This window comes from Symbioplanes lichenis (assembly GCF_030709675.1).
Classification (GTDB): domain Bacteria; phylum Actinomycetota; class Actinomycetes; order Mycobacteriales; family Micromonosporaceae; genus Actinoplanes; species Actinoplanes lichenis.
Map to the genome: position 1 here is coordinate 846,914 of NZ_JAUZQD010000001.1, position 19,122 is coordinate 866,035.

Genomic DNA, 19,122 nt, shown 5'->3' on the forward strand with positions numbered 1-19,122 from the left:
GCGCTGCTAAGGAGGCTTCTGATGCAAGCGACAGCGATCGACGAGGGGCTGGGCTTTCCCCTGCTGGTGCTGCACGGCGGCATGGGCGACCCGTCGTCCTGGCACCGGGTCACCGACCGGCTGCGGCCCCGGTTCCGGACCGTGCGGCTGCACCGGCGGCAATACCGGATGGATCTGCCCCGGCCGGTGACCATGGCCGAGGAGGTCGAGCATGTGGCGGAGGTCGCCGGCACCCTCGGCCGGCCGCCGGTGCTGATCGGGCACTCGTCCGGCGCCGTGCTGGCCCTGGAGGCGATGGCCGCCGATCCGCGGGGTTACGCGGGCGCGGTGCTCTACGAGCCGCCCGTCGTGGTGAAAGAGCCGCTGGGCGGCGCGGCGCAGGTCGCGGCCCGGGCTGCCCTCGACCGGGGCAGCCCCGGCCGGGCGATCTCGATCTTCGCGCGCGACATCGTCGGGGCGCCCGCGTGGCAGGCGGTCACGCTGGGCTGGATCATCGGCCACAGCCGCTACCGGGACCGGGTGGTCCGGCAGCTCGACGACAACGACGCCATCGACGCGCTGGGCGTGCGGCTGCCGGCCTATGCCGAGCTGGATCTGCCGGTGCTGCTCGTCGGCGGCGACAAGTCACCGGCCCACCTGAGCGACCGGCTGGACGCCCTCGAGCGGGCCCTGCCGCGCACCACGCGACTGGTGATGCACGGGCAGGGCCACAACGCCGAGATGCGGGCGCCGGGGCGCGTGGCCGCGGCGATCGAGCGGTTCGTCGACTCTGCGATCAGCCCGCCGACGACGTCTTGACCAGGGTGCGGATCTGGCGGAGCAGGACGGAGAGCGCCGCCAGGTCCGCCGGGGACTCGGCGACGTCGCCCATCGCGTTCCCGGCGCGGGCCAGCGACGCCGCGTTGACCTGCTCCCACTCCGCGACCTTGTCCTCGGGCGAGGCGTCCGGCGCGGCCGTCTGCAGCACCTCGGCCGTCAGCCCCGCCAGCGCGGAGTAGAGGTCGTAGCGCAGCGCCATGCGGGCCAGCGTCTGCCAGCGGTCGCCGCGCGGCAGCCGCGAGATGTGCGACAGCAGCACGTCGATCTGGAAGCGCTCGGAGAGGACGAAATAGACGTCGGCGACGTCGCGCAGGTCCCGGCCGGTGGCCTTGGCCGTCTCCAGGATGTCGAGCATGCCGAAGCCGTAGACGACGCGGGCGACGCCCTGGGCCAGCTCCTCCGGCATGCCGTTGCCGACGAGCATCTCGGCGTGGGCCTCGAGCGAGCGCCGCTCGGCGCCGATGACGACCTCGGGCAGCCGCTCGAGCAGGGAGGCGACGCCGGGGCGCAGCCGCTCGATCTCGCCGGCCACGTCGAGCGGGGAGCGGCGGTTGCCGGCCAGCCAGCGGACCGCCCGGTCGAGCAGCCGCCGGGTCTCCAGATAGACCAGCGTCTGGGCGAAGGTCGGCACCTGGTTGTCCAGCTTCTCCGCCGCGGCCCACAGGTCGCTCAGGCCGTAGACGTCGCGCACCACCACATAGGCCCGGATCACGTCCGCCGCCGACGCGCCGCTCTCCTCCATCGCGCGGAAGACGAACGACGTGCCGCCCCGGTTGACCACCTCGTTGACCAGGCTGGTCGAGATGATCTCGCGGCGCAGCCGGTGGCCGGCCATGCGCGCGGCGAAGCGCTCGCGCAGCGGCGTCGGGAAGTAGCGCGCGAGGACGTCGCTGGTCCACTCCTCGTCGACGATCGGGTCGGCCAGGACCTGCCGCTCCAGCGAGATCTTCACGTACGCGAGGAGCACCGCGAACTCCGGCGTGGACAGCCCCTCGCCGTTGTCGTAGCGGGCGGCCAGCTCCTTGTCGGTGGGCAGGGCCTCGAGCTCGCGGTTGAGCTGGCCCGACTGCTCCAGCGCGAGCAGCATGCGGCGGTGCACGGGCAGCAGGGAGTGGGCCTGCTGGCGGGCGTTGCCGAGCGCCGTGGCCTGCTCGTAGTTGTCCCGCAGCACCAGCGCCCCGACCTCGTCGGTCATCGCCGCGAGCAGCTCGTCGCGCTCGGGGATGGTCAGCTCCCCGTCGGTCACCGCGCCGCCGAGCAGGATCTTGATGTTGACCTCGTGGTCGGAGCAGTCGACGCCGGCCGCGTTGTCGATGAAGTCGGTGAAGATCCGGCCGCCGGCCCGGGCGAACTCGATCCGGCCGCGCTGGGTGAGGCCCAGGTTGCCGCCCTCGCCGACCACCTTGACCCGCAGGTCGGCGCCGTTGACCCGGATCGCGTCGTTGGCCTTGTCGCCGACCTCGGCGTGGGTCTCGGTGGTGGCCTTGACGTAGGTGCCGATGCCGCCGTTCCACAGCAGGTCGACCGGCGCGGCGAGGATGGCCCGCATCAGCTCGCCCGGGCTGACCGCTGTCGCGTCGCCGAGCTCCAGAGCGGCCCGGACCTGCGGGGACACCGGGATCGACTTGGCCGACCGCGGATAGACGCCGCCGCCCGCGCTGATCACGGCCGGGTCGTAGTCGGCCCACGACGAGCGCGGCAGATCGAAGACCCGACGGCGTTCCGCGTACGAAGCAGCCGGGTCCGGATCCGGGTCCAGGAAGATGTGCCGGTGGTCGAAGGCGGCGACCAGCTTGATGTGTTCGGAGAGCAGCATGCCGTTGCCGAACACGTCACCGGACATGTCCCCGACGCCGACCACCGTGAAGTCCTGGGTCTGCGTGTCCGTGCCGAGATCGCGGAAGTGCTTCTTCACCGACTCCCAGGCGCCCCGGGCGGTGATGCCCATCTTCTTGTGGTCGTAGCCCGCCGACCCGCCGGAGGCGAACGCGTCGCCCATCCAGAAGTCGCGGCCGACCGAGATCTCGTTGGCCGTGTCCGAGAACGTCGCGGTGCCCTTGTCGGCGGCCACCACCAGATAGGGGTCGTCGCCGTCGTGGCGCACCACGTCCACCGGCGGCACGATCTTGCCGCTGTGGATGTTGTCGGTGACGTCGAGGAGCGCGCCGATGAAGAGCTTGTAGCAGGCCACGGCCTCGTCGCGGTCGCCCGGCCGCTGCTTGAGCACGAAGCCGCCCTTGGCGCCGACCGGCACGATCACGGCATTCTTGACCATCTGCGCCTTGACCAGGCCGAGCACCTCGGTGCGGAAGTCCTCGCGCCGGTCCGACCAGCGCAGGCCGCCCCGGGCGACGGCCCCGAAGCGCAGGTGGACGCCCTCGAAGCGCGGCGAGTAGACGAAGATCTCGAACTTCGGCCGGGGCTGCGGCAGGTCGGGGATCGCCGTCGGGTCCAGCTTGAAGGCGACGTAGGACTTGGGCCGCCCGTCGGCACCGCGCTGGAAGAAGCTGGTGCGCAATGTGGCCTGCATCAGCCGCAGGTACGAGCGGAGGATCCGGTCCTGGTCGAGGCTCTCCACGCCGTCGAGCAGCTCGGTGATCCGCTCGACCAGGTCCTCGGCCCGGCGGGTGCGCTCCTCCTCGCCGATCTCCAGTTGCGGCGAGAAGCGCGTCTCGAAGAGCTCGACGAGCAGACGGGTGATCTCGGGGTACGCGACGAAGGTCGACTCGACGTAGCGCTGCGAGAACACGTTGCCGGTCTGCCGCTGGTACTTCGCGTAGGCGCGCAGCACCACCACTTGCCGCCACGTGAGCCCCGCCCGCAGGACGAGCTCGTTGAAGCCGTCGACCTCGGTCTCGTTCTGCCACGCCGCCGCGAAGGCGTTCTCGACCTGGGGGCGTACCTCGGCCAGCTCGTGATGCGACGACGGCGGCCGCAGCCCGAAGTCGTAGAGATAGACCGTGCCGTCGGCCCGCCGCACCTCGTAGGGCCGCTCGTCGACCACTTCGACGCCGAGCGAGTGCAGCACGGGCAGCACGGCGGAGAGCATCATCGGCTCGCCGTAGCGGAAGACCTTGAAGCGCACGTCGCTGTCGTCGGGCTCGGCACAGCCGTCCCGGTCGAGCCGCCGCTTGCGATAGAGGTGCATCTCGAGCTGGCCCGACTCCTCGAGCAACTCCAGCTTGGCGATGTCGAGCACGGCCTCGTACGGCGTGTGACCGTCCTTGTAGCTGTCCGGGAAGGCCGCCGTGTAGCGCTGGAACAGCTCCTTCGCCGGCTCCTCGCCCACCTTGCGCTCGAGCACCAGCGAGAAGTCGTCGTCCCACATCCGGGTCGCGTCGGCCAGCCGCTCGGCCAGCACGTTGGGGTCGACGCCGCCCGGCGGGTCGGCCGGGTCGGTGCGCACGATGAAGTGCACCCGGGCCAGCATCCGCTCGGTCACCCGGGTCGTGTAGTCGACGCCGACGCCGTTCAGCTCGCGCAGCAGGATCTCCTGCATGGCCTGCCGGTTGCCGGTCGTGAAGCGGTCGCGCGGCAGATAGATCAGGCACGAGATGAACCGGCCGTAGCCGTCGCGGCGCAGGAAGAGGCGCAGCTGGCGGCGGCCGGCCATGCGGAGCACGCCGATCACGGCCTCGTACAGGTCGTCGGTCTTGATCTGGAAGAGCTCGTCGCGCGGATAGGTCTCGAGGATCTGCAGCAGGTCCTTGCCGGAGTGCCCGCGCGGCGACAGGCCCGAGCGGTCCAGCACCTCCATGACCTTGCGGCGGACGACCGGCAGCTCGCGCACGCTCGTGCGATAGGCCGAGCTGGAGAAGAGCCCGAGGAAGCGCCGCTCGCCGCACACCTCGCCGCGCTCGTTGAAGACCTTGACGCCGATGTAGTCCAGATAGGCCGACCGGTGCACCGTGGCCCGCGAGTTCGCCTTGGTGATCACCAGCAGCCGTTTCTCCAGCGCGCGCTGGTGGGCCTCGGGCGCCATCGACGACAGCTTGCGCGGCGTGCTCTGGTCACCCCGCAAAATGCCCAGACCACTCCCGGGTACGGCCGACAGCAGATCGCCGTCCAGGTGGTACTCGCGGTAGCCGAGGAACGTGAAGTGATCGTGCGCGAGCCACTTGAGCAGCTCGACCGAGTCCGTGACGTCCTTGTCGGGCACCGGGAGCTTCGACTCCGTGCCCCGAGCCGTGGCCAGCTCGTCGGCGATCACCAGGGCCCGCTGGCGCATCCGGGGCCAGTCGTCGACGGCGTCCCGCACGTCGGTCAGCACCCGGCGCAGCTCGTTGTGCAGCTGGTCGCGCGCCTCGACCGTACGCACGGGGTCGATCTCGACCCGGATCCAGCTCTCCACGAGGTCGCCCTCGATCGCGTCGTCGGGCTCGACGTTGGCCTCGACCTGCGCGAGGGCGCCCAGCGGCTCGCGGCGCACGACGATCAGCGGGTGAACGAGCAGGTGCACCTGGAGCTGGTGGGCGGTGAGCAGCGCCGTGGTCGAGTCGACCAGGAAGGGCATGTCGTCGGTGACGATCGAGATGACGGTGTGCGGCTGGTCCTCGCACGGCGCGCTGATGTCGAGCTTCAGCTCGCCGGGGAGGCGGGCGGCGGCCAGCTCCCGGTGCTCCCGGGCGGCGTCGAACATCTCCTCCGGCGTGTAGCCGACAAGCTCCTCGTCCGGGGCGAAGCGCCAGAACCGGTCGACCAGGGTGGCCGTGGCGTGGTCCTCGCCGGCCCGGGCCACCGCCTGCGCCACCAGGCGCTCGGCGTTGGGCAGCGGCTCGTCGAGCTCTTCTTCGGACGCACCCAGCCGGCCCGTCAGGGCGAGACCGGGGCCGGGACCGAAGTCGAGCTCCGGATCGGTTTCGTGAGCAGCCTCGTCGGTTGCGGGCATGGCAGACGGCTCCCCTCACCCACCACACTGTGGGTTCGACGTGTCGGCCCTCAGCCTAGTTCCCCCGTTCGATCATGCGTGCGGACCGGGGGTGCGGGAGAAGATCCGGACACGGTTTGCTTCATCTCCGGTAACAGGGGACCTCAGGACGAGACACCAGGCGCTACCGTTCCGTACGGTTTCTGTGCCGTACCCGGAAAGGGGCAGCTTGATGCACCGCAGCGGAAAGGTCCGCCGACCCCTCGCGGCCGTTACGAGCCTGCTCCTGGCCGGGGCCGGGCTCGCCGCTTGCTCGGGCGGGGACAAGCCCGGGGACACGGTCGACACCTTCCTCGCCGGCTGGCAGGGCGGCGACCTGAGCAAGATCGGCTTCGTCACCGCCGCCGGCGGCCGGATCGCCGCCGCCGACGTGCAGACCGAGCTCAAGGCGCTCACCGGCGACCTGACGAAGTCCGCGCTCAAGGTCAGCGCCGCGGGCGACGCCAAGGCGACCGGCGACGACGCGACCGAGCCGATCAAGCTGGACTGGACGCTGCCCGGCAACGTGCCGTGGTCCTACCAGAGCACCGTGCGCCTCACCAAGCGCAACACCGACGGCTGGCGCGTGGTCTGGGACCCGACCGTGCTGCACGAGAAGCTGACCGCCGGCGACCGGCTGGAGCTGCGGCGCACCACCTCGGACCGCGCCGACGTCCTCGGGCCCGACGGCCAGGCGCTCGTGACCGCCCGTGGGGTCACCACGATCGGCATCGAGCCCCAGGCGGTCGATGACCAGGCGAAACTGGTCAAGGCCCTGGCCACCGCGCTCAAGACGGTCAAGGTGGACCTCGACCAGAAGGACCTCACGACCCGGCTGCGCAACGCGGATCCCGGCGCCTTCGTCGACGTGATCACGCTGCGCAACGCGGACTACGCCAAGATCCGATCCCAGGTGTACGACCTGAAGGGCACCCGCTTCCGGAAGGAACAGCGGGAGCTGGCGCCGAACCGGGCCTTCGCCCGGGCGGTGCTCGGCACGGCGGACCCGGCGACCCGCGACGACATCAACGCGCACCCCGACCGGATCGCGCAGGGCGACCAGGCCGGCCACGGCGGCCTGCAGGAGAAGTACGACGACCGGCTGCGCGGCACGGCCGGCCTGAACGTGGTCATCGCCCGCAAGACGCCCGACGACCAGGTCGAGGACGACGCGGCCCTGTTCACCTCGGCGCCCGTGGCCGGTCAGCCGATCAAGCTGACCCTCGACGAGAAGACCCAGACCGCCGCCGACGCCGCGGTCGTGCCCGAGAAGCAGCCGAGCGCCCTCGTCGCGATCCGGATCAGCGACTCGTCGGTGCTCGCGGTCACCAACGGCCCCGACGGCGCCGGCGTGAACACCGCCATGACCGGTCAGGTGCCGCCCGGCTCGACGTTCAAGATGGTCACCGCGCTGGGCCTGCTCGACAAGGGCGCGGTGTCGCTCGACGCCAAGGTGGAGTGCCCCAAGACGGCCAAGGTCGGCGGGCAGGAGTTCGGCAACTCGCACGACATGGCCCTCGGGTCCGTCCCGTTCCGCACCGACTTCGCCAAGTCGTGCAACACCGCCTTCGTCGGCCTGTCGTCCAAGCTGGGTGCCGACGGGCTGAAGGCCGCCGCCGCCGAGGTCGGCCTGGAGGGCAAATGGGACCTGGGCCTGGAGTCCTTCAGCGGCAAGCTGTCGCCGGCCGACTCCCCGCAGGAGCTGGCCGCCGCCTCCTTCGGCCAGGGCGCCACGGCGATGAGCCCGCTCGCCCTGGCCGCCGCGACCGCCGCCGTGGCCCGCGGCCAGTTCAAGCAGCCCCGGCTGGTGCTCGACCCGGCGCCGGCCGCGCCCGCCGCCGACGGGCCCGCCCTCAAGGACGGCTCGGTGCAGGCGTTGCGCACGATGATGCGCGAGGTGGTGACGAAGGGTACGGGCACCAAGCTCAAGTCCGTCCCCGGCGGCCCGGTCTCCGGCAAGACCGGGACGGCCGAGTTCAAGACCGGCTCGGAGGACACGCACTCGTGGTTCGTCGGCTGGCAGGGTGACGTCGCCTTCGCCGTGATGGTGCAGAACGGCGGCGCCGGGTCGGAGGCGGCCGTGCCGATCGTGCAGCGCTTCCTCACCGCGCTGAACAAGTAGCGCTTACGTCAGCGCCTCGGGGTTGATCTCGAAGGCGGGGCGCTGGGCGGGCAAGGAGAAGTCCTCTGTCCGCCGGGGCCGGAGCATGCCGGGCATGGTGGCGGGCAGCGGCTCGGAGTCGAGCAGCGGGTGGGAGCCGAGGGGGCGCAGCTCGTGCTCGTCCTCCTCGGACACCGGCCCGGGCTCCTCGACCGACGGCTCCAGCAGCGCGACCGGCGACTCGGGCTCCGGCTCCTCCTCCGCCGGCGGCTCGGGCTCAGGCTGGGGCTCGGGCTCCTCGGGCGCCGGCTCGGATGTCTCGTCCACCGGCTCCGGCTCCGGGGCGGCCTGCGGCTCGGGCTCCCAGGCGGCCTGCGGCTGCGACTCTTCGTGCTCTTCTCGCGCGGGCGCGGGGTCGCGGGGCATCGCCACCGTCGGAGGGTCGGGGACCGGGACCGCGGCCGTCGCGAGCACGCCGGGGGCCTCCGGGGCGAGCAGGTCGGCCCGCGCCGCCACGAGGTCGGGGCGCAGGTCGACCGCGTGCGCCGACTGCAGACCCGCCACCAGGGCGGCGGTGATCTCCTCGGCGTAGACGCCGTCGGGGTCGTAGTCCGGGTCGAAGACGGTGATCTCCACGCCGAGGCAGTGCGGCGAGCCGACCAGCCCGGAGAGCAGGATCTCCAGCTCCGGGAAGGCGATGCCCCCCGGCTCCGGCGCGTCGACCGCGGGCAGCACGGCCGGGTCGAGCACGTCCACGTCGAGATGCACCCAGTAACCGGCGCAGTCGAGCAGCTGCTCCTGCGCCCACTGCGCGCTGCGGGCGGCGCCCTCGGCCCGCAGCGCCGGGACCGGACGGGTGACGATGCCGGCGGCCTGGAGGTCGAGCCGGTATTCGTCCTGGGCGCGGATGCCCATGACGACCACGTCGATGTCGCGGTAGTAGGGGCGGCGGCCTTCCAACGCCGTCAGGTTGGCCTGGCCGCGCCCGGTGACCAGCGCCAGGTCCTCGCCCGCGGCCGCGCCCACGTAGGAGGCGTTGCCCGGGTGCCGGAAGTCGGAGTGACCGTCCACGAAGACGAGCCCGACGCGCCCGCCGACCGCCTCGCCCAGCCTGTTCATGGCCAGGGCCGAGCCGAGGACGATCGAGCAGTCGCCGCCGAGCACGACCGGGAACTCGCCCTGGTCGATGATGGCCCCGATCCGGTCGGCCAGCCGGCGCGAGTAGACGCCGATCTCGCGGGCGTGCGCGACGCCGTCGCCGGGGCGCCAGTCGCCGGGGTCGTAGCGGGGCGGCGTCAGGCACCCGGCGTCGCGCGCGTCGAGCCGGCGCAGCAGCCCCGCGTCGCGCAGGGCGCCGGGCGCCTTGGCGACGCCCGGGACCGAGGTGGCGGTGGGCGGGCGCAGGCCGAGGTTGGACGGTGCGTCGAGTACGGCTATCCGGCGCATGGAGCCCCCGTAACGAAGAAGATCACCTCGTGGACCACGGCGACCCGGCTCGAGTTTCGGCGTTGACCAGTCTTTTGAGCTGCGGCGATCTGGTCAATACCCGTTCCCGGCGGCCTCAATGGCCCACGAGGCTCCTCTCTAGAAGAGTGCGCGGGCGAGAGCGCGGCGCGCGCTCGCCACGGCCGGGTCGTCCGGCCCGGCGACGGTGAACAGAGACAGCAGGTGCTTGCGGACGGCGTCGCGCTCGTCTCCCGCGGTGCGCTTGACCACGGCGACCAGCCGCTCGTAGGCCTCGGGCGCCTGTCCGCTGAGGACCTCGATGTCGGCGGCGAGCTGCTGCGCGGCGACGTCGTCGGGGTCGGCGTCGGCCTTGGCCAGCGCGGTCGTCGGGTCGACCCCGGTGATCCGCCGGTAGAGCTCGACCTGGGCCAGGCCCGACTCGGCCGCGTGGTCCTGCGGGGACTCGGCCAGGATCTTCCGGTACGCGGCCTCGGCCTCGTCCAGGTCGCCGGTCATGAGCGCGTCGTCGGCCGCGTCGAGCCGCGGGTCCTCCGGCGCCGCCACCTCCACGCCGCCGGCCTTGAGCACCGCGTCGACGTAACGGCGGACCTCCACCTCGGGCAGCACGCCGGTGAAGCCCTCGACGAGCTGGCCGCCCACGATCGCCACGACCATCGGGATGCCCTGCACGCGCAGCGCCTGGGCCAGCCGCGGGTTGGCGTCGACGTCGACCTTGCCCAGGATCCAGCTGCCCCCGCCCTCGGCGGCCAGCTTCTCCAGCACCGGGGAGAGCTGCTTGCAGGGCTCGCACCACTCGGCCCAGAAATCGAGGATGACGGGGGTGGTCAGCGAGAGCTGCAGCACCGTCGTCTGGAAATTCTCTTCGGTCACGTCGATGATCGAGGCACCGGCGGCCGGGGCGCCCGGGAAGCCGGCGGGGGCGGCACCGGCCGGGGCAGCGCCACCCGCGGGGCTCGCGGGAGCGGGCTGCGCGGGCTTGCTCGCCGGGCGCAGGGCACCGAGGTCGACCGCGCCGCGGGTGAAGATCGACGGAGTGGTCCGTGGGTCGCTCATGGTTACCTAGTCTCGCACGCTGAACCCCCGGTCCGCCGCGCCGCCGGGCGAGCGATATCGGACGTCACAGCCGCCCCCGCCGAACCGGGCGAAGTGCACCTTTTGCCGGGCCTCACGCGCGGTCGCCGCGGCCGGTCACGAGCGAGTCCGCCGTGGTGTCCAGCCGGGGCTCAGGAGCGGTCGCCGAGGTCGGCCACGAGCGTGTCCGCCGCCGCGTAAGGGTCGAGCTCGCCCGCCGCGACCTGGGCCGCCAGCTTGCTCAGGCCCGTACCCTCGTGCAGGTCGCCCAGGCGCGCGCGCAGCGTGCCCAGCGCGATCGCCTCCACCTCGACGGCGGCCCGCCGCTCGTGCGCGGCGCGCAGCCGGTCGCCGGCGCCCAGCCAGGCGCGGTGTTTGGCGATCGCGGCGGCCACCTCATCGATCCCCTCGCCCTTGACCGCGGTGGCCCGCACGACCTGCGGCCGCCAGTCGCCGGGGGCCCGCTCCCCCAGGCCGAGCATGCCCTGGATGTCGCGGTAGGTCGCGTCGGCGCCCGGGCGGTCCGCCTTGTTGACCACGAAGACGTCCGCGATCTCGAGGATGCCCGCCTTGACGGCCTGGATCGCGTCGCCCATCCCGGGCGCCAGCAGCACCAGCGTGGTGTCGGCCAGCGTGGCGATCTCCACCTCGGCCTGCCCGACGCCGACCGTCTCGACCAGGATCACGTCGCAGCCGGCGCCCTCCAGCACGCGGACGGCCTGCGGGGTCGCCGCGGCCAGCCCGCCGAGCTGGCCCCGGCTCGACATCGACCGGATGTAGACGCCCGGGTCGGTGGTGTGCTCCTGCATCCGGATCCGGTCGCCGAGGATCGCGCCCCCGGTGAACGGGCTGGACGGGTCGACGGCGAGCACGCCGACCCGGTGACCTTCCGCCCGCAGCGCGCGGACCAGCTCGTTCGTGGTGGTGGACTTGCCCACGCCGGGTGACCCGGTGAGCCCCACGACCTGGGCCCGGCCAGCATAGGGGGCCAGGGCCGCGGCGACCTCGCGCAGCCGCGGGTCGCCGTCCTCCACCATGCTGATCAGCCGGGCGACGGATCGGGGCTCCCCGTTCCGCGCGCCGGCCACCAGCGCGGGCACGTCCTTTCTCATGCCGGGACTGTAATGATCAGCGCGTCGCCCTGACCACCACCGCCGCACAGCGCGGCCGCGCCCGTGCCGCCGCCGCGGCGCTTCAGCTCCAGGGCCAGCGTGAGCACCAGCCGCGCGCCCGACATGCCGATCGGGTGGCCGAGCGCGATCGCGCCGCCGTTGACGTTGACGATGTCCTCGGTCACCTTGAGCTCGCGCATCGAGTGGATGACCACCTGGGCAAAAGCCTCGTTCATCTCGATCAGGTCGAGGTCGCCGACCGCCAGCCCGGCCTTGCCGAGCGCGTGCTGGATCGCGTGGGCCGGCTGCGCCTGCAGCGAGCTGTCCGGCCCGGCGACATTGCCGTGCGCGCCGATCTCGGCCAGCCAGCTCAGGCCCAGCTCCTCGGCCTTCGCCTGGCTCATGACCACGACCGCCGCGGCGCCGTCGGAGATCGGTGAGGCGCTCCCGGCCGTGATCGTGCCGTCCTTGGCGAACGCCGGGCGCAGCTTGGCCAGCGACTCGGCGGTGGCCTCCGGGCGTACGCCCTCGTCGGTGTCGATGAGCGGGTCGGTGTCGCGCTGCCCGGCCCGCAGCGGGGCGATCTCCTCGGCGAAGCGGCCCGAGGTCTGGGCGGCGGCGGCCCGCTGGTGGCTCAGCGCGGCGAAGGCGTCCTGCTCCGCCCGGGAGATGCCGAGGCCCCGGCCGGACTGCTCGGTCGACTCGCCCATCGAGATGCCCAGCCACGGGTCCATGAGCCCGTCGTAGGCGGTGTGGTCGCGGACCAGGATGTCGCCGTACTTCTTGCCCTGGCGCTGGCCCATCAGCAGGTGCGGGGCGTTGGTCATCGACTCCATGCCCCCGGCGACCACGATGTCGAACTCGCCCGCGCGGATCAGCTGGTCGGCGAGCGCGATGGCGTCCAGCCCGGACAGGCACACCTTGTTCACCGTCAGCGCCGGCACGCCCATCGGGATGCCCGCGGCCACGGCGGCCTGGCGGGCGGTGATCTGACCGGTGCCCGCCTGGAGCACCTGGCCCATGATCACGTACTCCACCTGCTCCGGGGCCACCCCGCCGCGCTCGAGGGCGGCGGCGATGGCGTGGCCACCGAGCGCGGTGGCGGGAACGTTCTTGAGATTGCCGAGAAGGCGGCCCATCGGGGTACGAGCGCCGCTCACGATCACCGAACTGGTCACGGGGTCTCCGCTTCACATTCGCCGGGAGGATCTGCCGGAACAACTTTCACAATGTCACACTCTCGGGCATGAACTCCCTACCGGATGTGGGCGTCGTCCGAATCGACCACGTGGGCATCGCCGTGCCCGATCTCGACGAGGCGATCACCTTCTACGAGAACACGTTCGGCTTGCGGTGCGCGCATCAGGAGGTCAACGAGGAACAAGGCGTACGCGAGGCCATGCTCACCGCGGGCGACGACGGCGCCCGGATCCAATTGCTGGCCCCGCTGCGCCCCGATTCCACGATCGCCGCCTTTCTCGGCAAGAAGGGCCCGGGGCTGCAGCAGCTCGCCTACACCGTGCGGGACGTCGAGGCGGCGAGCGCGGCTCTGCGCGCCCGCGGGTTGCGACTGCTCTACGACAAGCCCCGGCGCGGCACGGCGGGATCGCGGATCAATTTCGTGCATCCGAAGGACGCGGGCGGCGTACTCGTCGAACTGGTCGAGCCGTTTTGTCAACCTGCGGGTGAAACATCCTGACGGGACGGCCGGGGGCTGGCAGGATCAAGAGGCGCCTTCCCGCGCTTGATCGGCACAGGTCGTAGTGATGCGGCCACACGCTGTTCGGGGTGCGCGGCGGGGGCCACCCGAACGGCCGAGCGAGGGCCTCGGCGAGCAGGACGAAGGTGATCTTCGCCCGGAATACTCCGGCCCGGACAGTCTTGCGTAGCCCCCTGGGGGGTCTGCCAATATGGCGCAATGCCCCAGCAGCAGGATGCCAATCTCGCCTTCTTCGAAACCGCGAATTCGCAGCACGACTTCACCGTTGTCCTGCGTGGATACGACCGCGGGCAGGTCGATGCCCACCTCGGCCGGCTGATCGCCGCCCTCAACCAGTCCGAGCAGGCGCGCGGCGAGGCCGAGCAGCGCATGAACGACGCGCAGCGCCGCCTGCGCCAGGCCGAGCAGCGGCTCAACGCGCTCGAGCAGAAGCTCGCCGACAGCAACAAGCTGCTGGAAGAGAACAACAGACCGACTCTGTCCGGGCTGGGCACCCGGGTCGAGCAGATCCTGCGGCTGGCCGAGGAGCAGGCGAACGACCACCGCAGCGAGGCCAAGCGGGAGTCCGAGGGCATCCTCTCCGCGGCGCGGCTCGAGGCGCGGGAGATCACGGACAAGGCGCGCGCCGAGGCGGCCGCCATGAAGGCGTCGGCGGAGCGCGACGCGGGGCAGGTCCGGACGCACGCCGAGCGCGAGGCCGCGGAGGCGCGGGTGCAGGCCCGGCGGGAGGCCGACACGCTGCGCTCCGACGCCGACCGCGAGACCAAGCAGCTGCGCACGGTCACCGCGCACGAGGTCGCCGAGCTCAAGTCGACCGTCGAGCGGGAGGTGGCCTCGCTGCGCGCCACCGCCGAGCGGGAGATCACCCAGCTGCGGGCCAAGGCCTCCCGCGAGGCCGAGGAGAAGCGCGCCGAGGCGACCAAGCTGCTCACCGACGCCCGCGACAAGCGCGACAAGGACCTGCAGTCGCTGGCCATCGAGGTCGCCGAGCGCCGCGAGAAGTCGGAGCGCGAGGACGCCGAGCGGCACGCCGCCCAGGTCAGTGCCGCCCAGCGGATGGTGGCCGAGGCCGAGGAGCGCGCCCGGGCCGCCGAGGACCGCGCCAAGGAGATCGAGCAGCGCGCGGAGACCCGCCGGCTCGAGGCCGAGCGGCACTCGGCCGACACGGTGGAGAAGGCCCGCGCCCTCGCGGAGAAGACGGTCACCGAGGCCCGCAGCGAGTCGACGCGGCTGCTCAACGAGGCCCGCACCGAGGCCGAGCTGACCACGCAGGCCGCCAAGCGCGAGGTCGAGGACCTCACCCGGCAGAAGGACGCCGTCACCAACCAGCTCGGCCAGATGCTCTCCGGCCTCTCCGGCCTGGTGCCCACCGTCGGCGCCGCGAAGGCCGCCGAGGCGGTCGCCCAGGCGCAGGCCCAGGCCCAGCCGGCCCCCGCGCAGGCCGCCCCGGCCCCGGCGGCTCCGGCCGAGGCTCCCGCCCAGCGGGACGCCGCCACCTCCGGCGACAACACCGCTGAGCAGGCCGAGGTGGCCGCCAAGAGCAGCTGAGTCATTCGCCACTCGGTCCCCGGTTGCGCCACCCCGGCGGGTACGCAACGGTTAAGAGGACCGGGCCGGCTGTGCGAGATCGTTGTGCGGGCCGTACCGGGGTTCCTCCGGTACGGCCTGTTTGCTTCCACGCGTAGCCTGAGCGCCAGACAAGTGGCGTGGCCGGCCGGTGTGTAACGACACGTCACGGGACGTCGCGTATGTGAGGATGGACAGCATGTCGCACGGCGGGGAAATCTTCGGACTCGGTGGAGAGACGCCACCGGAGCCCAGCTTCGAGACCGCCCTGCGGGGTTACGAGAAGAAACAGGTCGAGCGCTATGTCGCCCGGGCCGAGCAGGAGATCGCGACGCTGATCAGCGAGCGCGACGGGGCCCAGCTGCAGAATCAGGCGATGATGGGCCAGCTCGACCGGCTGCAGCAGGAGCTCGCGCAGGTCCGGCGCAACCCGGCCATCGGCGCCGAGGTCTCCTTCCGCCACCTCGGGCCCAAGGTCGAGGAGATCCTGGCCAAGGCCGAGGAAGTCGCCGCGGACATCAAGAATTCCGCCACCGACGACATCGCCGCCCGCCTGGCCGAGGCCGAGCGCATCCGGGCCGAGGCCGAGGCCCACGCCCACGACGGCATCCGCGACTTCGAGATCGCCCTCGCCGCCCGCCGGGCCGAGGAGGAGAAGGCCGACGCCGCCCGCCGCGCCGCCGCCGAGAAGGCGCTCGCCGCCACCCGGCAGTCCGCCGAGCAGCTGCGGGCCGAGGCCGAGGCCACGCTCACCCGGGCCCGGGCCGAGGCCCAGCAGCTGACCGAGCGCACCGGTCAGGAGACCCAGCGGGTCCGGGCCGAGGCCGACGGCTACGCCAAGTCCACCCGGGTCCAGGCCGACCAGGAGATCAAGGGCCTGCGCGACCAGGCCCAGCAGGAGATCACCCAGCGGCGCGCCGCCGCCGACCGCGAGCACACCCAGCTCAAGGAGACCGTCGAGCGCGAGGTCGCCCAGCGCCGCAAGGAGGCCGCCGAGGAGCTCGAGCAGCTCCGCACCGGCGTCGAGAAGCAGTGCGCCGACCTGCGCAGCGAGGCCGACAAATACGCGGAGGAGATCCTGCGCAAGTCGGACGAGCAGGCGACCGCGGTCCGCAAGGAGATCGCCGCCCAGCAGGACAAGATCGCCGGCGCCGCCCGTGACCTCGAGGCCGCCCAGGCCAAGGTCGCCGCGGCCGAGCAGAAGGCCACCGAGGCCGCCGGCCGCGCGCAGACCGCCGAGCGCGAGGCCCAGGCCGTGCAGGCCCGGCTGGCCGAGGTCAAGCGCGAGCTCGAGGCCGAGCTCACGCGGGTCGAGGAGGCCAAGCGGGCCGGTGCCGCCGCCGAGCGCCACGCCGCCGACGTCCGCCGCCAGGTGCAGAAGGAGGCCAAGCGGGTCGCCGAGCTGGCCGCGGCCGCGGTGCTCGCCGCTGCGGCGTCGCCGGACGACGACGACACGGACTCCGTGCCGCCCGCCCCCGCTGCTGCCCCGGCCCCGGCTCCTGTCGCCGCCGCGGCCGCGCCGGTCGCTGCGGCAGCTGCCCCGGCTGCTGTCGCCGCCCCCGCCGCGGGCTCGGCGCCGGTCACGCCGGCCGGGTCCGAGGCGCCGACCGCCACGGGCACAGCGACCGTCGCGCCGCAGACCGCCTCGCCGATCACCTCGATCGACAACAAGGGCGCCGACAAGGACGGCGCGCCGTCCAAGGTGACCGCGTCGGCCAAGGTGACGGCCCGGCCGGCGAGCCGCGTGGGCGCCGACGCCGAGTAACTTCCGTTCACCGCCCGGCCCCGGTCCCGACAGACCGGGGCCGCTGCGTTTTCGCCCGCCGCCGGGTGGCCCCGGTGGCGGCGGGCCGATAGATTCCGGCCGGGATGTCGGCCGCCGGACGGGGGCCGCCCGCTGCCACGGAGGTGTCCGGTGACCGCCGACCAGCCCGGGTCCGACGAGGCGCCCGCGGAGACCACCCCGGACGAGCCCCCGGTGGACGACGCCGCGCCGGCCCTCGACCCCGAGCCGGATGGGCAATTCGGACAGCCGGGGCCGCCGCTGAGCCGGCGCAACCCGTTCCTCATCGGGCTGACCGGCGGGCTCGGCGTGATCGTCGCGTACGTCATCTTCCTGGGGGTCCGGAACGCCGCCTCGATCCTGGTGCTGATCTTCGTCGCGTTGTTCCTGGCGATCGGGCTCAACCCGGCGGTCCTGCGCCTGCAGAAGTGGCATTTCCCACGCTGGCTCGCTGTCACGGTGCTCGCCCTGACCGTGGTGGCCCTGCTCGTCGGCGGCATCGTCGCGCTCATCCCGCCCGTGGTCACCCAGACCGGCCAGCTCGTCGAGAACGTCCCCGGCTTCATCGAGAGCCTGCAGCGCAACGAGACCGTGAACGACCTCGTCCAGCGGTACGACCTGCTGACCAAAGTGCAGAACGCCATCAACGCGGGCACGGTCACCAACGCGCTCGGCGGCGTGGTCGGCGGCGCCCGGCTGCTCTTCGGCACGATCTTCAACGTGCTGACCGTCATGGTGCTCACGATCTACTTCATGGCGTCGTTCGAGCGCATGAAGTCGGCGGCCTACGCGCTGGTGCCCGCCTCCCGCCGCACCCGGGTCCGGCTGCTCACCGACGAGATCCTCACCAAGGTCGGCGCGTACATGGTCGGCGCGCTCGCCATCGCCGTCCTGGCCGGCCTGTCCACCTGGGTCTTCGCCGTGATCGTCGGGCTCGCCTATCCGTTCGCGCTGGCCGTCGTCGTGGCCGTCTGCGACCTGATCCCGCAGATCGGCGCGACGCTCGGCGCCGTCATCGTCAGCCTGATCGCCCTGGCCGACTCGATCACGACCGGCATCGTGAGCATCGTCTTCTTCCTCGTCTACCAGCAGATCGAGAACTACCTGATCTATCCGAACGTCATGCGCCGCTCGGTCAAGGTCAGCGACGTCGCCGCGATCACGGCCGCGCTGCTGGGCGTGGGACTCTTCGGCGTACTCGGGGCATTGATCGCGATTCCGCTGGTGGCGGCCGTGCAGCTCATCATCCGGGAGGTCGTGAACCCGAGCATGGAGCTCAAGTGAGCTCCTTCCAGAGGCGGCCGGCGACGATGGCGGCGCCCTCGGCACTCCAGCGGCGCACCATCGGCCGCGGCACGTACCGGCGGAACCAGTCGAGCACCCGGCGGGCGTCGCGGTCCAGATTGTCGGGCACAGGCCCCCGCTCGTACGGCCGGAGCCCGCGCACCTGGCAATAGAACACCGTGTTGTAGTGCCGCCACTCCCCCGTCGTGGCCGGCGCCCCGCCCGGTTGCAGCCGCGCGACCTCCTCGCCGAGCACCGCCCGCAGCTCGGTGACCCGGGCCAGCGGCTGGCCCGCCGCCCCCGGCCCCCGGGCGTGCAAGCGGCGTTCGACCACCGGCAGGTCCACGAGCGGGTTCCGCAACAGCCGGCCGGTGTCGCCGTAGTCCCGCAGAGCCCGGCGCACGAGCCGATGGAACTCGGCCTCGTCCACAGTCGCCAGTCCGTGCCGTTCGCCCCGGCGCGGCAGGGAGTCAGCGGCCAGGAAGAGCGACTCGCGGTCGCGGCGGAGACGGTCGGCGGACAGGAACGCGAGGCGGTCGAAGCCCGTACGCACCAGGCCCGCCGCCCCGGCCCCGCTCATGACCACGGCGACGAGCAGAAACTGCAAGATCGTGACGATCGCCTGGTACGGGGTCGCCAGCAGCGTGAGGGCGACCGGCCCCGCCACGAGCAGCACGGCGGCCACCGCGGCGATCAGGGACCGGCGCAGGTCGGGCAGGAGCCGCTCGCCGGCCGCCGCCGCGTCCGCCACGGCGACCAGGAAGCCGAGCAGCAGCTGGTCGAGCCCGATCGTCGCCACGAGCAGCACGGCGGACTCGTCGCCGGCGCGGGTGAGGAAGGTGGCGAGCGCGAGGGCGTACAGGATCGAGGCGCCGGTGAGCGCGACCGGCAGGAGCGGGGGACGTACCTGATGCCGGTGGCGCAGGAGCAGCACCAGGCCGCCGGCGAGCGGCGCGAGGGCGATCAACTTGCCGGCGGCCGGCAACAGGACGGTGAGGAGCAGGAAGACCGGGCCGGCCAGCAGCCAGCCGACGTTGACCGGCCGCCGCTCGGCGCTCTCCGCGGGCAGCAACGCAGCGGTCACCCCGGCCCAGAGCAGCGCCGGGGCACAGAGCAGCACGGCGGTCACCGCCGACTCCGGGGCCATGGTCCAGGCCACGACCCCGGCGGCGTACGCGAGGAGGGCCGCCGCCGCACGCAGCAGCACCGCCCGCGTGGGATCACGTCCGATCAGGTACGCCCCGAGCCACCAGCAGACGGCGAAGACGGGAACGGCGACCGCGGGCACGCTCC

The 19,122-nt window shown here is 72.7% G+C and carries 11 protein-coding genes and 1 pseudogene; 6 read left to right on the top strand and 6 right to left on the bottom strand.

The window, feature by feature from the left end; all coding sequences use genetic code 11:
• The first annotated feature begins 21 nt into the window (after positions 1-21).
• A complete protein-coding gene (locus RAN62_RS03835; RefSeq protein WP_305783005.1) occupies positions 22-798 on the top strand; it encodes an alpha/beta fold hydrolase in 777 nt (258 codons plus the stop codon).
• Here the strand turns inward: RAN62_RS03835 and RAN62_RS03840 are convergent.
• On the bottom strand, positions 776-5,707 hold the full coding sequence (locus tag RAN62_RS03840; RefSeq protein WP_305783006.1) for an NAD-glutamate dehydrogenase: 4,932 nt from the start codon (positions 5,705-5,707) through the stop codon (positions 776-778). The two genes, RAN62_RS03835 and RAN62_RS03840, sit on opposite strands and share 23 nt — an antisense overlap.
• A 211-nt stretch (positions 5,708-5,918) precedes the next feature.
• Between RAN62_RS03840 and RAN62_RS03845 the strand changes: the two genes are divergently transcribed.
• Entirely contained in the window at positions 5,919-7,847 is a 1,929-nt protein-coding gene (locus tag RAN62_RS03845) for a penicillin-binding transpeptidase domain-containing protein (protein ID WP_305783007.1), read from the top strand.
• A gap of 288 nt (positions 7,848-8,135) precedes the next feature.
• Here the strand turns inward: RAN62_RS03845 and RAN62_RS03850 are convergent.
• The 4 genes and pseudogenes from RAN62_RS03850 to RAN62_RS03865 form a co-directional block, all read right to left on the bottom strand.
• A pseudogene (locus RAN62_RS03850) lies at positions 8,136-9,272 on the bottom strand (arginase family protein); the annotation flags it as partial.
• A 138-nt stretch (positions 9,273-9,410) separates the two neighbouring features.
• Positions 9,411-10,346 (bottom strand): tetratricopeptide repeat protein, encoded by a 936-nt coding sequence (locus RAN62_RS03855; protein ID WP_305783009.1) that lies wholly within the window; start codon positions 10,344-10,346, stop codon positions 9,411-9,413.
• Between the two features lie 170 nt (positions 10,347-10,516).
• Positions 10,517-11,476, bottom strand: coding sequence for a methylmalonyl Co-A mutase-associated GTPase MeaB (meaB, locus tag RAN62_RS03860; RefSeq protein ID WP_305783010.1), 960 nt, complete (start codon positions 11,474-11,476; stop codon positions 10,517-10,519).
• The gene (locus RAN62_RS03865) at positions 11,473-12,654 is read right to left on the bottom strand and encodes an acetyl-CoA C-acetyltransferase (RefSeq protein WP_305783011.1); all 1,182 of its coding nucleotides are present in this window, start codon (positions 12,652-12,654) and stop codon (positions 11,473-11,475) included. The genes meaB and RAN62_RS03865 overlap by 4 nt, the downstream gene beginning before the upstream one ends.
• A gap of 68 nt (positions 12,655-12,722) precedes the next feature.
• Between RAN62_RS03865 and mce the strand changes: the two genes are divergently transcribed.
• The 4 genes from mce (at position 12,723) to RAN62_RS03885 (ending at position 17,829) form a co-directional block, all read left to right on the top strand.
• Positions 12,723-13,175: a methylmalonyl-CoA epimerase gene (mce, locus tag RAN62_RS03870; RefSeq protein ID WP_305783012.1), complete on the top strand. Its 453-nt coding sequence runs from the start codon at positions 12,723-12,725 to the stop codon at positions 13,173-13,175.
• A 219-nt stretch (positions 13,176-13,394) separates the two neighbouring features.
• Positions 13,395-14,744 (top strand): DivIVA domain-containing protein, encoded by a 1,350-nt coding sequence (locus tag RAN62_RS03875; RefSeq protein WP_305783013.1) that lies wholly within the window; start codon positions 13,395-13,397, stop codon positions 14,742-14,744.
• 217 nt (positions 14,745-14,961) lie between these two features.
• Positions 14,962-16,527: a Laminin subunit beta-1 gene (locus RAN62_RS03880; RefSeq protein WP_305783014.1), complete on the top strand. Its 1,566-nt coding sequence runs from the start codon at positions 14,962-14,964 to the stop codon at positions 16,525-16,527.
• 150 nt (positions 16,528-16,677) lie between these two features.
• Entirely contained in the window at positions 16,678-17,829 is a 1,152-nt protein-coding gene (locus RAN62_RS03885) for an AI-2E family transporter (protein WP_438874457.1), read from the top strand.
• Here RAN62_RS03885 and RAN62_RS03890 read toward each other — a convergent pair.
• A complete protein-coding gene (locus RAN62_RS03890) occupies positions 17,822-19,117 on the bottom strand; it encodes a hypothetical protein (RefSeq protein ID WP_305783015.1) in 1,296 nt (431 codons plus the stop codon). The two genes, RAN62_RS03885 and RAN62_RS03890, sit on opposite strands and share 8 nt — an antisense overlap.
• Between the last annotated feature and the right edge of the window lie 5 nt (positions 19,118-19,122).